General features: G+C 68.2%; 15 protein-coding genes. 6 read left to right on the top strand and 9 right to left on the bottom strand.

Annotated elements, in window-relative coordinates; translation table 11 throughout:
• The coding region (locus tag QRN13_RS09675) for an EF-Tu C-terminal domain-related protein (RefSeq protein ID WP_455708777.1) at window positions 1-128 on the top strand (128 nt) is incomplete at its 5' end.
• A 253-nt stretch (window positions 129-381) separates the two neighbouring features.
• Here QRN13_RS09675 and QRN13_RS09670 read toward each other — a convergent pair.
• The 3 genes from QRN13_RS09670 to QRN13_RS09660 form a co-directional block, all read right to left on the bottom strand.
• Window positions 382-1,269 carry a pentapeptide repeat-containing protein gene (locus QRN13_RS09670; RefSeq protein WP_284877733.1) on the bottom strand — a complete coding sequence of 296 codons (888 nt, stop codon included), beginning with the start codon at window positions 1,267-1,269 and terminating at the stop codon, window positions 382-384.
• An 81-nt stretch (window positions 1,270-1,350) separates the two neighbouring features.
• Window positions 1,351-1,842, bottom strand: a complete 492-nt coding sequence (locus QRN13_RS09665; protein WP_284877731.1) for a pentapeptide repeat-containing protein — start codon at window positions 1,840-1,842, stop codon at window positions 1,351-1,353.
• Between the two features lie 57 nt (window positions 1,843-1,899).
• Window positions 1,900-4,428, bottom strand: coding sequence for a TSCPD domain-containing protein (locus QRN13_RS09660; protein ID WP_284877730.1), 2,529 nt, complete (start codon window positions 4,426-4,428; stop codon window positions 1,900-1,902).
• 206 nt (window positions 4,429-4,634) lie between these two features.
• Between QRN13_RS09660 and QRN13_RS09655 the strand changes: the two genes are divergently transcribed.
• The 3 genes from QRN13_RS09655 to QRN13_RS09645 are packed head-to-tail and all read left to right on the top strand — an operon-like array spanning window position 4,635 to window position 6,042.
• Window positions 4,635-5,027, top strand: a complete 393-nt coding sequence (locus QRN13_RS09655) for an NADH:ubiquinone oxidoreductase subunit NDUFA12 (RefSeq protein WP_039247905.1) — start codon at window positions 4,635-4,637, stop codon at window positions 5,025-5,027.
• The gene (locus tag QRN13_RS09650) at window positions 5,024-5,677 is read left to right on the top strand and encodes a DUF2155 domain-containing protein (RefSeq protein WP_284877729.1); all 654 of its coding nucleotides are present in this window, start codon (window positions 5,024-5,026) and stop codon (window positions 5,675-5,677) included. Before QRN13_RS09655 ends, QRN13_RS09650 begins: the two co-directional genes overlap by 4 nt.
• Window positions 5,678-5,703: 26 nt before the next feature.
• A complete protein-coding gene (locus QRN13_RS09645) occupies window positions 5,704-6,042 on the top strand; it encodes an EF-hand domain-containing protein (protein ID WP_199059520.1) in 339 nt (112 codons plus the stop codon).
• On the opposite strand, the gene lepB is transcribed toward QRN13_RS09645, so the two are convergent.
• The 5 genes from lepB to aroQ form a co-directional block, all read right to left on the bottom strand.
• Window positions 6,039-6,803: a signal peptidase I gene (lepB, locus tag QRN13_RS09640; protein WP_284877728.1), complete on the bottom strand. Its 765-nt coding sequence runs from the start codon at window positions 6,801-6,803 to the stop codon at window positions 6,039-6,041. The two genes, QRN13_RS09645 and lepB, sit on opposite strands and share 4 nt — an antisense overlap.
• A gap of 78 nt (window positions 6,804-6,881) precedes the next feature.
• On the bottom strand, window positions 6,882-7,589 hold the full coding sequence (aat, locus tag QRN13_RS09635; protein WP_284877727.1) for a leucyl/phenylalanyl-tRNA--protein transferase: 708 nt from the start codon (window positions 7,587-7,589) through the stop codon (window positions 6,882-6,884).
• Entirely contained in the window at window positions 7,559-8,911 is a 1,353-nt protein-coding gene (gene accC, locus QRN13_RS09630) for an acetyl-CoA carboxylase biotin carboxylase subunit (protein WP_055808513.1), read from the bottom strand. The genes aat and accC overlap by 31 nt, the downstream gene beginning before the upstream one ends.
• A gap of 3 nt (window positions 8,912-8,914) precedes the next feature.
• A complete protein-coding gene (accB, locus tag QRN13_RS09625; protein ID WP_055808514.1) occupies window positions 8,915-9,406 on the bottom strand; it encodes an acetyl-CoA carboxylase biotin carboxyl carrier protein in 492 nt (163 codons plus the stop codon).
• A gap of 47 nt (window positions 9,407-9,453) precedes the next feature.
• Window positions 9,454-9,900, bottom strand: coding sequence for a type II 3-dehydroquinate dehydratase (aroQ, locus tag QRN13_RS09620; protein ID WP_284877726.1), 447 nt, complete (start codon window positions 9,898-9,900; stop codon window positions 9,454-9,456).
• A gap of 344 nt (window positions 9,901-10,244) precedes the next feature.
• On the opposite strand from aroQ, the gene thiS reads away from it, so the two are divergent.
• Both thiS and QRN13_RS09610 read left to right on the top strand, forming a co-directional pair.
• A complete protein-coding gene (gene thiS / locus QRN13_RS09615; protein WP_055755162.1) occupies window positions 10,245-10,451 on the top strand; it encodes a sulfur carrier protein ThiS in 207 nt (68 codons plus the stop codon).
• Between the two features lie 61 nt (window positions 10,452-10,512).
• Window positions 10,513-11,295, top strand: a complete 783-nt coding sequence (locus tag QRN13_RS09610) for a HisA/HisF-related TIM barrel protein (protein ID WP_284877725.1) — start codon at window positions 10,513-10,515, stop codon at window positions 11,293-11,295.
• Between the two features lie 542 nt (window positions 11,296-11,837).
• Here QRN13_RS09610 and QRN13_RS09605 read toward each other — a convergent pair.
• The gene (locus QRN13_RS09605; protein ID WP_284877724.1) at window positions 11,838-12,125 is read right to left on the bottom strand and encodes a hypothetical protein; all 288 of its coding nucleotides are present in this window, start codon (window positions 12,123-12,125) and stop codon (window positions 11,838-11,840) included.
• Between the last annotated feature and the right edge of the window lie 43 nt (window positions 12,126-12,168).

Here is a 12,168-nt window from a genome sequence, read left to right as displayed (position 1 = left end):
CGGGCGACAACGCCGAGCTGAACGTCGAGCTGATCACCCCGATCGCGATGGACCAGGGCCTCCGCTTCGCCATCCGTGAAGGCGGCCGCACCGTCGGCGCCGGCGTCGTGGCCAAGATCGTCGAGTAAGAAGACCCGGCCTCAAGTCGCGCGCCTCCGCGAGGCGCGCATAGGCCGAAAGATACAGTAGCGTAACAGAACGGCCTCCAGAGCAATCTGGAGGCCGTTTTGCTGTGCGGGCTATCCTTCAGGCCTGGCCAGAGGGCGCTGTTAAAGTGCCGAATTCGATCGAGGGCGCCGCAGGCCAAGGCCTCTGGTGTCCGTAGCGCGGTCTGACCTGAAATGCAGAGCAGTCCCGGAGGACGAGTCCGAGGCGGACGGCCTAGTTTTCGGCGTTGACCAGGTTGCGCACGCGGGGTGGCACGGGCGGCGTGGGGGCTGCGCGGACGATGCGGATAGAACTGCTGCGGCAAGCCTGGGGCGAGAGGCGTCCGGGCAGGCGGGTCGAGCCGTCGCCGCAGGCCTCGCTGATCTGGTCCTGCGTCAGGCCGCGCGCGCCCGACAGGTCCGCGCCGCGAATATCGGTCCGACGCAGCGAGGCGTTGGAGAAGTCGGCGCGCGAGAAGCTGCCGCCGGTCAATCGCGCCCCATCCAGGCTGGCGTTCGAAAAGTCCGCGTTGGAGAAATCGCCGCCCGAAAGGTTCGAGGCCGTGACCTCGGCGCTGGCGAAGTTGGCGCCGGACGCCCGAACATTGGCCAGTGTGGCGCCAAACAGTTCCGAGTTGGAGAAGTTGGTTCCGGCCAGGGTGGCGCCGGTGAAGTTGACGCCGTGCATCTCGCTGCCCGAAAGATTGGCGCGGGTCAGGTTGGCGCGAACGAAGGACGATCCTTGCGCCTCGGCGCCGTTGATTTGCGCCCCGGTGAAGTTGGCGGAGGTGAAGTTGGCGCCGACGATCTCGACGCCGCCCATGTTGGCGCGGCTGAAATCGCTGCCCGTGAAGTTGGAGCCCATCATCTCGGCGCCGCGCAGATTGGCGCCCACCAGGGTGGCGTTCATGAAGCTGGCGCCGGTGAAGGTGGCGCCCGACAGATTGCGGCCGGACAGTTCGCAGCGATTGCACGATCCGCCCAGCGACACCGAACGGGCCACGTCGCGGTCCTGCATCGACATCTCGACCCCGGCGAAGGCGGGGGAGGCGGCGAGCGCCATTCCCAGCGTCAGCAGAGCCAATGTGGGGCGCACCCGGATATGTTCAGCGATCTGTTTCACGCACTCTGAATGCCTCGAAACCCCCGCCGCACCTACTTAAATCGAGGTAACTTCATGAAATCGAGGCAAGGTCGGCGCCGCTCAGCAGGCCGGAATGCGCAAGCCCCGAGGCAGGACGGTGGAGCCGTCGCCGCACGCCCGGTTCAGTTGGGCCTGGGTCAGGCCGGTGGCCCGCGCCAGCTGGGCGCCCGACAGATTGGTCCCCGACAGGGTCGCGCCGGCGAAGCTTGCGCCCTCCAGATAGGCGCCGACAAAACTGGCGTTGGTTAGGTTGGCGCGCGAGAAGTTCGAGCCCGAGAAAACGCCGCCATAGGCTTCGACGTCACGCATGTCGGTGTTGGAGAATTGCGTGCGGTTCATTACCGACAGGCTCAGGTCCGCCTGACGCAGGCGTGAACCGGCCAGGTTCAGGCCCCGCGCCTCCAGCCCCGAAAAGTCGCCCTGAAAAAGATTGCAACCGGCGCAGGAGGCGCCGCGTCGCACACTGGCGATCTGGCCCGCGTTCTGGGCCAGGGCGGGCGCGGCGACGGCCAGCAGGGCGGCGATCAGGCCGAGAGAAAGTGTGCGTTTCATGGACCGGGCTCCGACGTTCGATCGTCTGTCAGCAAACCCTAGGCCATAACCCTTAACCTAGCCCTGATCGCCGCCCTGAAGCGCCGGGGCCGCCCCGCAGGTGTCGCAGGCCCAGGCGGCGCCGCGTTGTTGCAGGCTAAAATCGCCGCAGGCGGGACAGGCGACGGCCTCGCTGTTGGCGGCGGCGCGGGCTTCCGGCTCGCCCTTCTTGCCGAAGGGCAGGACGACCAGATTGTCGGGCGCAGAACCGCGCGCGAACCCTTTGGAGATGAAGCGGGCGGCGGGCACGGCCGCGTTGGCGTCGGGTTTACCGTCCCCCAGTCCGTCCGCGTTCAGGTCTTCGGTCCCGGCGTTGGCCAACTCGACGCGGTCCAGATAGGAGACGCCCAGTTCGCGGAAGATGTAGTCCAGGATCGAGGTCGCCGACTTGATCGAATCGTTGCCGGTGACGCGGCCGGCCGGCTCGAACCGGGTGAAGACGAAGGCGTCCACGAACTCGTCCAGCGGCACGCCGTATTGCAGGCCGATCGAGATGGCGATGGCGAAGTTGTTCATCAGGCTGCGGAAGGCGGCGCCTTCCTTGTGCATGTCGATGAAGATCTCACCCAGTTCGCCGTCTTCGTATTCGCCGGTGTGGATATAAACCTTGTGGCCCCCGACGGCGGCCTTCTGGATATAGCCCTTGCGCCGGTCGGGCAGTTTGCGGCGCGCGCGTTCGCGCTCGACCACGCGTTCGACGACCCGTTCCGTCGGAGCCGGGCGGGGCGCTTCGCGGGCAGGTTCAGGGCGGACGGCGTCGAGCGGCGGCAGGGACAGCAGCGGGCCGGCGGGCGGCGCGGCGCGCGACAGGCGAAGGGCGCGACGGCCGTCCAGGGCCCCCTGGCTCAGCAGTCGCGCGGCCTGGGTGGAGGTCGTGCGCCAGTCCATCGGTTCGATCGCGAGGTCCGGCATGTCGCTGAACGGCTCGACGGCGCGCCGCAGGTCGGCCGCCGCCGCCGCCGGATCGGCCAGCAGGGCGGCGACGGACGCCGGCGCCTCAGGCCAGTCGCGCAGATCGCCATATCCGAAGACCCAGCGCGTCGCCGCCGTCTCCGCCTCTTCCGACACGCCCAGCAGGGTCAGCAGCAGACCATCGCCGTCTTCCACGCCCAGGACGTCGCGGATGAAACCGGGGTCCAGGACGGGGGCGGCGAAGACCGTGTCGAAATCCTCGGCCCAGCCCAGGGCGGTCTCGATGGCGGCCAGTTCGATGTCGGTGAAGCCCAGGGCGCGCAAGGCTGTATGGTCGATGCCCGGCGCCTCGACCAGGGTGCGGCGACCGAACGTCCACCGCTCCGCCGCCTGGACATCGCCGCCGGCGGCAGAGATGGCCGAGGCAAGCGCGGGGTGCAGGCGGCGACCGATCTCGCCGTCCGCCGTCTGGAACACATCGACCGCCGAGACGCGGCCCAGGCCCAGCCGCAGCCGCGCCTCCGCATCGTCGACGAACAGGCTGATGGCCGAATGGCGACGCGGCTTCTCCAGGTCTTCCCAGTCGGGGCAGGGGCCGCGCAGGCTCGCCAGTTCGGCCGAGGTCATCGCCGCCGTCGCCGCGACCAGGCCCGCGAGCGTCTGCGCCTGAGACGTGCGGTCGTCGTCAGCCGCCAGCGCGTCCAGCAGGCCATCCAGTCCCAGCGCGATGGGACCGGGCCGCGCGGACTGAAGGTCCAGCGCCACGGTCAGCAGGCGGGTCAGATCCGCCAGATTGGTCGCCATGTCTCCGTCGAGCGCCATGAGGGCGCTCAGATCGATCAAAGCCCGCGTGGTCTGCGCAGTCGCGGTCTCCGCATCGCGCGGGTCGAAGGCGACGATCAGACCGCCGTCCAGCGCCGCCTCGGCCGCCAGCGAGCCTTCGGGCGCGCCCGCCGCGATCTGGGTCCGGTCCGCCAAGGCGACCAGAGGCGCGCCTTCGACCATAGGCTCCAAGGCCATTGCGGGCTGTTCGCCATCGATCGCTCTCAGGATATCGGCGTCGCTGGCGCCGCACCGCCGCGCCAGGGCCGCCGCACGGCCCAGGGCCGGATTGCGCGAAGGATCGCCGCAGTCGCCGCGCGGGCCTTCGCACCGGTCCACGGCGTCGGCCACGCCAGCCAGCGCCTCGGCCAAAGCATCGGCCGCCTGGGCGCCGAGGCGCGCGGCCGCGCGCCGTCCGGCGTGCGCCTGCAATCGCGCGGCCGCGCCGGGATCGTTCAGATCGACGACGCCGACAGCCGCAGGTCCGGACGCGGCCGGCGCCGCCAGGCCCAGCCTGAAGGCGCCCGACAGTTCCTCGACGAACGTCGCGGCCTCGGCCCGGTCGAACACACCCTCGGCCACGCCCGTCGCCGCCAACCCCTCCGCCCAGGCGTCGACGCCGCCGTTCAGCCAGTCGCCGGAAAGGGGCGTTGCTAACCCTTCCGCCTCGACCCAGTCCAACCAGGCCTCGATCCGGACATCGGACCAGCCGGCGGGGGCCAGGACCTGTTGCACGCCGGAGGGGCGCTCGATTGCGCGGGTCTCCATCGCGACTCGTTCGGCGCGAGCGGCGAAGCCGGATTGAAAGCGCATGGCGGCGTCTCTCGGAAAGGTTTGGGGAAGCCTAGGATGCACACGCGACTTAGCCAATACATCTGGTGTCGCAGTGCGGGGTTGCCCACAAGATATCGATTCACCGCAAGGCGCTTGAACGCTGGACGAAGAGGGCGCGGGTTTCTATGATCCGAGCCAGACGCCGCCTCCCTTTCCGGCGACCCCTTACGGTTGGATTCCACGACGTGTTGAGCAAGATTTTCGGCTGGTGGGAGGGCGCCACGATCGGCACCCGGTTCACCATCGCCAAGCGCGGTCGCTTCGTCGGCCAGGACGAGAACGGCAATCGCTATTACGAGAGCCGCGACAACGTCAGCTACGACGGCCGCAAGCGTCGCTGGGTCATCTATGACGGCTATGCCGAGGCGTCCAAGGTGACGCCCGACTGGCACGGCTGGCTGCACTACACCTTCGACCAGCCGCCGACCGAGCAGCCGCTGCCGCGTCGCGCCTGGGAGAAGGAGCACCTGCCCAATCTGACCGGCACGCCCCTGGCCTGGCGTCCGCCCGGCTCGCTGGCCGGCGACGCCAAGCGCCCGGCCGCGACCGGCGATTATCAGGCGTGGACGCCCGAGTGAAAATCCGCCGCATCCTGTTGGGCGCGGCGTCCGTCGTGGCTGTGCTGAGCGCCGGCGCGGTGACCGCCAGCGTGCTTCAGGACGCGCCGCGCGATGCGCGTCCGGTCCAGGATCCAATCGGCGACATTCTGCGCACCACCCCGGCCCAACCCTCGGTCCCGACCGAGACGCCGCCTGCGGGCGCGCCGGCTCCGCGTTCTCCGGTCGCCGTGGCCCCGCCGCCAAACGTCGTCATCGCCGAGGACGCCGCCGTCGAGGAAAAGGCCGAGGAGGAGGTCGCGGCTGAGAAGCCCGTCGCGACCAAGGCCATCGACCAGCCCGCCACGCCTGCGCGCCGCCAGCGTCGCAAGTTCGCGATCATCCAGGCCATCGACAAGGTCACCGCCGAGACGATGAAGTTCGAGGTCGAGGTCGGCGGTCGTCCCGTGCGCTTCAACCAGAATCTGATCTTCGCAGCCCGCGCGTGCGAGGTGACGACGCCCGACGAACTGACCGAAGACGCCATCGCCTATATGGACGTCTCGCTTCAGGCGCGCGGCCGGCAGGAAGGCCGCCAGATCTTCCGCGGCTGGATGTTCGCCTCGTCGCCCGCCGTCAGCGGCATCCAGAACCCCTACTACGACGCCTGGGTCGTCGGCTGTAAGAACTGAGCTCTGACGCCGCGAGGAGGCGCGCCATGGATCGCAACAAGCCGCCCAAGAAGACCGAAACGGTCGAAATCCGTCTGCCTCACGCGACCAAGACCGCCTTCATGGCCCGGTGCCGTGACGAGGGCCGGACAGCCAGCGACGCCATTCGCCGCTTCATAGACGCCGAGCTGAACGCGACGTCGTCGGGGCGTCCTCAACCCCGCCTGAGCTGGCGGCCCCTGGTGGCCGCCGCTGTCGCGGGCCTGGCGCTCGGAGCCGTCGCCGCGCCCTCCCTGGCCCAGTCGTCGCCCACCCGCGCCGATTTCGACCGGCTGGACCGCAATCACGACGGTGTCGTCAGCTTCGACGAATACCGCGCGCGCTAGCGGATGCGGACCAGGAACCGGTCCCACTGAAGGTCCAGCCACGTCCAGGGCTTGAACAGGCCTGCGCCCGGCTTCCATGAGGCCAGCACCACCTCGGCCCGGCCGATGATGTTTTCGGCCGGCAGTAGGCCGACGCCGATCTCGGGCGGCCAGCGGCTGTCCAGCGAGTTGTCGCGATTGTCGCCCATCATCAGATAGTGACCCGCCGGCACCCGGCGCGCAGGCGTGTCGTCGCCCGGCAGGCCCGATCCGCCGTCGTAGGTGACGTAGGATCGTCCGTCGGCCAGGGTCTCGCGCACCTGCTGGACCCGTCGCTGCGGCGCATCGTGATCGGCGACGACATCCAGCCGGGTCTGTCGAACCGGGTCGCCATTGACGAGCACTACGCCGCCCCGCACCTGAACCGTGTCGCCCGGCAGGCCGACGACGCGCTTGATCCAGGCCTCGCTGGGGTCGCGCGGCAGGCGGAACACCACCACGTCGCCGCGTCTCGGTTCGCGCCCGAACAGCCGTCCCGCCGACATCGCCGGATTGAACGGTAGAGACGCCGTGCTCCAGCCATAGGGATATGTCGACACGACGATATAGTCGCCGGTCACCAGCCCCGGCTCCATCGACGACGAGGGGATGGTGAAGGGTTGGAACAGCACGATGCGGATCGCGAGCGCCAGGATGATGGCGAAGATCAGCGTCAGGGCGATCTCTCGCACGTCGCGAAGAAGGGACGGGCGGGGCGGGGCTTTTGGCGGGGTCTGTGTCATGCCGCCATTGACCGCCGGGCCGGGCGAAGACGCCAATCCGAACCTGTCGGGACAGGCCCCAAATCGTGTCCGGACAGACTAGGCGCTGGCTAAGGCGACCGCTTCTGCGCCGGTCAAGGGCTCGCGCAACGCCCTTTGGTTCGGCCTGACCGACAGCGCGGGCTGAAGCCGCTCCAGATAGGCCGCCTGCGGCGTTTCAACCGCACCGAATTGGCTCAGATGGTCGGTCAAGAACTGCGCGTCCAGCAGGTCCCAGCCGCCCTTTCGCAGGCGCGCGACCAGATGCACCAGAGCGACCTTGGACGCATCCCGTTCGCGACTGAACATGCTCTCGCCAAAGAAGGCCCCGCCCAGCGACACGCCGTAAAGCCCGCCGACCAGCCGTTCATCACGCCAGCACTCGATGGAATGGACGAAGCCCATGGCGAACAGGGCGGCGTACAGCCGCCGGATCGGGCCGTTGATCCAGGTGTCTTCGCGATCCGGCCCTTGCGCCGCCGCGCATCCATCTAGCACCGCTTCGAAGGCGGTATCGACCCGCACCTCGAACGGCTCGCTCCGCACGGTGCGGCGCAGGCGGCTGCGGATGTGGAAGGCGTCTAGCGGAATGACGCCGCGCTGTTCCGGCTCGATAATGAAGACGCGCGGATCATCGCGCGCCTCGGCCATCGGAAACACGCCCCGGGCGTAACAGGCCAGCAGGTCCTCGGGGCCGAAACCGCCGAAAGGCCCGCTGGCGCTGAAATCGGGGTCGGTCAGGCGTCGCCCTTCTGACGGGCCGCCCATTTCTCCAGCCAGTGGATGTCGTAGTCGCCCGACAGGATGTCAGGCTCGGCCAGCAGCTTCTGAAACAGGGGGATGGTCGTGTCGACGCCGCCGATGACGACCTCGTTCAGCGAACGCTTCAGACGGGCGATGGCCTCTTCGCGGTCGCGACCGTGCACGATCAGCTTGCCGATCAAGCTGTCGTAATAGGGCGGGATCGAATAGCCGGCGTAGATGGCGCTATCCAGGCGCACGCCCAGGCCGCCCGGTGCATGGAAGTCGGTGATCTTGCCCGGCGACGGGGTGAAGGTCTCCGGGTTCTCGGCGTTGATCCGCACCTCGATGGCGTGGCCTTTGAACTCGATGTCGTCCTGGGTGAACGACAGCGGCAGACCGGCGGCGATGCGCACCTGTTCGCGTACCAGATCGACGCCGGTGATCATTTCCGTAACTGGATGCTCGACCTGCAGGCGGGTGTTCATCTCGATGAAGAAGAACTCGCCGTCCTCCCACAGGAACTCGATGGTGCCGACGCCCAGATAGCCGATGGCGGCGATGGCCTTGTTGACCGTCTCGCCGATCTGCTTGCGACCCTCGGCCGACAGGGCGGGCGAGGGGGCCTCTTCCAGCACCTTCTGGTGACGGCGTTGCAGCGAGCAGTCGCGTTCGCCCAGGTGGACGACATTGCCGTGGCTGTCGGCGATGACCTGGATCTCGATGTGGCGCGGCTTCTGGAGGTAGCGCTCCATATAGACGGCGCCGTTTCCGAAGGCGGCCTTGGCCTCGGACTGGGCGGTCTGGACAGCCTCGACCAGATCGTCAGGCGTCAAGGCGACCTTCATGCCGCGTCCGCCGCCGCCCGCCGCCGCCTTGACGATCAGAGGGAAGCCGATGGATTTGGACGCCTCAATCGCGGCCTCGACGGTCTCGACTTCGCCATCCGAGCCGGGGACGACGGGGATGCCGGCGTCCTTGACCGTCTGTTTGGCGCTGATCTTGTCGCCCATCACCCGGATATGCTCGGGCTTGGGGCCGATGAAGGTCATGCCATGGGCCTCGACGATCTCGGCGAAGCGGGCGTTTTCGGACAGGAAGCCATAGCCAGGGTGGATCGCCTGGGCGCCGGTGATCTCGGCCGCCGCGATGATCGAGGGGATGTTCAGATACGACTTTGCGGCCGAGGCGGGGCCGATGCAGACGCTCTCGTCGGCCAGCCGCACCCACATGGCGCCGCGGTCGGCTTCCGAGTGCACGGCGACGGTGGAGATGCCCATCTCCTTGCACGCCCGGTGGATGCGCAGCGCGATCTCGCCGCGGTTGGCGATCAGGACCTTGGTGAACACGGCTTAGGCTTCCAGCAGGACGAGGGGTTCGCCGAACTCGACCGGCTGGGCGTCGCCGACCAGGATTTCGGCCACCACGCCGTCGCGCGGGGCCTGGATCGGGTTCATCGTCTTCATGGCTTCGACGATCAGCAGGGTCTGGCCCTTCTTGACCTTGTCGCCGGGCTGGACGAAGGCCGGGGCCTCCGGCGAGGCCTGCAGATAGGCTGTGCCGACCATCGGCGACTTCACCTCTTCGCCGGCGCGGGCGACGATGGTGGCGGGGTCCGACGGCATGGCGGCCGGCGCAGCAGCGGCGGCGGGCGCAGCGGCGACCGGAGCGGGGGCGGCGGCGTACTGAACCGGGGCGGCGTTGACGGTCACTTCGCGCGCCACGCGGATGCGCAGTTCGCCGCGCTCGACCTCGACTTCCGTCAGATCGGTCTCGTTCAGGATCTCGGCCAACTGGCGAACCAGGGCGGCGTCGATTTCGGCGTGTTTCTTGTCATCGGCCATTGGAGTTGCGCCTTGTCTTTCGTGGTCTTTGATAAACGGGACGGGGCTCAGCCGCGTTCCCGAACCTGGGTGAGGGCCGCCTGGACGGCCAGTTCATAGCCCGCCGCGCCGAAGCCGGCGATGACGCCGGTCGCCGCGGAGGACACATGGGAGTGATGGCGAAACGCCTCGCGCGCCGCCGGATTGGACAGATGCAACTCGATCACCGGGATCGACAGCGTCTTCAGCGCATCGTGCAGCGCCACCGACGTATGCCCATAGGCCGCCGGATTGAGGATCAGGGCGTGGGCGCCCTCGCGCGCCTCTTGGATCCAGTCGACCAGCACGCCTTCATGGTTGGTTTGGCGAAACACGATCTGCGCCTTGCCGGCCGCCCGGACGCAGCGCTGCTCGATGTCCGCCAGGGTGTCGCGGCCATAGATGTCCGGCTCCCGAACCCCGAGCAGGTTCAGATTGGGGCCGTTCAGCACATGAATGACGGGCGTTTCGGCCATGGTTCCAGAATCGATCCGGCGCAGCGCGGCGCAAGAGGGGCCTTTTAGCGGACGCAGGGCGTGGGTCAAACGCTCGCGGCGTCGAACCTTACCCGACGTTACGTGCGATGGCGTGGATTTCGCAGCGCCGGCCGCCATCGTCCCTGGTCGGGACGGCCTGAGGGAGCGCCGAGGATGCGCCAGGACGGCAAACTGATCCTGAGAACCGTGGTGGCGACCTTCGCGGCCCTGGCCGTCGCGGTCGGCGCCTTCCTGTTTGAGGCGGGCTGAGCGCACAGTCTGGCGAACCGGCCTGTCACCGTCTATCTGACGCGCGACGGTCGGCGAGGCGAAGGTCAGGAAGAATGCGCGTGCACCAGATCCATCTCAATGGCGAGCCACGTCAGGTCCAGGCCGCCACCATCCTGGCCCTGGTCGAGGAACTGTCGCTGGACCCGCGCAAGGTCGCCGTCGAACGCAATCTCGAGATCGTGCCCAAGTCCCTTCATGCCGCTACGCCCGTGGCCGCAGGCGACCGTATCGAACTGGTCCAGTTCGTCGGCGGCGGGTGATCAGATCAAATCCGGCTACGACGGGTTCCCCCGCGCGCCTGAGAGGCCTAGGTCAGCATCCATGACCGATACAGCCAACGAAACCTGGTCCGTCGCCGGCCGCACCTTCAACTCGCGCCTGATCGTGGGCACCGGCAAATACGCCGACTACGCCCAGAACGCCGCCGCCGCCGAGGCGGCCGGGGCCGAGATCGTGACCGTCGCCGTGCGCCGCGTGAACCTGTCCGATCCGACCCAGCCGATGCTGGTCGACTATGTGAAGCCGGATCGCTTTACCTTCCTGCCCAACACCGCCGGCTGTTTCACGGGCGAGGATGCGGTCCGGACTCTGCGCCTGGCGCGCGAGGCCGGGGGATGGAGCCTGGTCAAGCTGGAAGTGCTGTCCAACACCGCCCACCTGTATCCCGACATGATCGAGACGCTGCGGGCGCTGGATCTGCTGATCAAGGACGGGTTCGACGTCATGGTCTATTGCACCGACGACGTCGTGATGGCCAAGCGGCTGGAAGACGCCGGCGCCGCCGCCATCATGCCCGCCGCCGCCCCGATCGGCTCGGGCCTGGGCATCCAGAACGAGGTCAACGTCCGCCTCATCGTCGAACAGGCCAAGGTGCCGGTGCTGGTCGATGCGGGCGTCGGTACGGCCTCGGACGCGACCCGCGCGATGGAGCTGGGTTGCGACGCCGTCCTGATGAACACCGCCATCGCCGGCGCCAAGGACCCCATCCGCATGGCCCGGGCCATGAAGCACGCCGTCATCGCCGGCCGCGACGCCTATCTGGCCGGGCGGATGGCCAAGCGGAAGTATGCCGACCCGTCGTCGCCGCTGGCGGGACTGATCTGATCCAACCGTCTCCTCCCCGCTTGGCGGGGAGGGGGACCGCGAAGCGGTGGAGGGGTTCTTCAAGTCTCACGGGCCACCGATGCGGTGAAGAGCCCCTCCGTCTCTTCGCTGCGCTTCGAGCCACCTCCCCATGGATGGGGAGGAGACGATGTTCAGCCATCGCAATGTCGCTGGCCCCTCCCAAACGATTTCAATCGCTTGCTGATTTATGTCCCCCGTCTCCCGTCCACGGGGTCAAACGGGCCCATAATACATCCGTCTCGTCGCATGGAGGGCTCGCCTGGCCTGCGACCTTGCGGCGGCGAGAGCGGATGGAACGGGAGCGGGTCTGAAACGGCCTGCGCTGACGGCGACACACGGTGCGCCGCCGGAGGGTCGAGGGGGATACTCGATCGCACTCGGGACGGTCCTCGCAGGGACCGCCGACCCGTCGCAGGCTTATGGGGTTAGGCGATAAGACCGCCACCGCTCGGCGCCCCGAGCTTGCAGGCCAACCTTCCGCGCGGAGCGTCCATCCTTCGTCGAAACGGTAACACTACAAATCAACTCCGGGCGAAGGCCCGGCGCTCCGCCCAGCCCTCCAGACTTCGCTGCGACCGCGCGAAGCCGATAACCCGTGTCCGGAGACCCGCATGGCCCGCCCCAAACCTCGCCGTCCCAAACCCGGTCGCGGTCTCCCGCCGCCTTACAGACAGACGCCCGAGGAAGAGGCCGAGGATGACCGTCTTCGCGCCCTGCTGGAACTCGAATACATCCGGCTGGACGCCATCCTGGTTGAGAAACAGGCCGAGGCCGCCGAACGGGCGCGCATCAGGGCGATGAATGGTCATCCGCCCGCTGAGCCGGTCGCGCTTCGCCCCGCCGAATTTCGGG

The organism is Brevundimonas sp. MEB006b (assembly GCF_030209705.1).
Taxonomy (GTDB): domain Bacteria; phylum Pseudomonadota; class Alphaproteobacteria; order Caulobacterales; family Caulobacteraceae; genus Brevundimonas.
The sequence above is the reverse complement of the archived record's forward strand: the minus strand, read 5'-3'. Positions and strand labels throughout refer to the sequence as shown.

Coding starts and splice junctions, on each gene's coding strand:
- QRN13_RS09665 (WP_284877731.1), bottom strand. CDS start 1,842: ATGAAACGCACACTTTCTCTCGGCCTGATCGCCGCCCTGCTGGCCGTC.
- QRN13_RS09660 (WP_284877730.1), bottom strand. CDS start 4,428: ATGCGCTTTCAATCCGGCTTCGCCGCTCGCGCCGAACGAGTCGCGATG.
- QRN13_RS09645 (WP_199059520.1), top strand. CDS start 5,704: ATGGATCGCAACAAGCCGCCCAAGAAGACCGAAACGGTCGAAATCCGT.
- lepB (WP_284877728.1), bottom strand. CDS start 6,803: ATGACACAGACCCCGCCAAAAGCCCCGCCCCGCCCGTCCCTTCTTCGC.
- aat (WP_284877727.1), bottom strand. CDS start 7,589: ATGGGCGGCCCGTCAGAAGGGCGACGCCTGACCGACCCCGATTTCAGC.
- accB (WP_055808514.1), bottom strand. CDS start 9,406: ATGGCCGATGACAAGAAACACGCCGAAATCGACGCCGCCCTGGTTCGC.
- aroQ (WP_284877726.1), bottom strand. CDS start 9,900: ATGGCCGAAACGCCCGTCATTCATGTGCTGAACGGCCCCAATCTGAAC.
- thiS (WP_055755162.1), top strand. CDS start 10,245: ATGCGCGTGCACCAGATCCATCTCAATGGCGAGCCACGTCAGGTCCAG.
- QRN13_RS09610 (WP_284877725.1), top strand. CDS start 10,513: ATGACCGATACAGCCAACGAAACCTGGTCCGTCGCCGGCCGCACCTTC.
- QRN13_RS09605 (WP_284877724.1), bottom strand. CDS start 12,125: ATGACCATTCATCGCCCTGATGCGCGCCCGTTCGGCGGCCTCGGCCTG.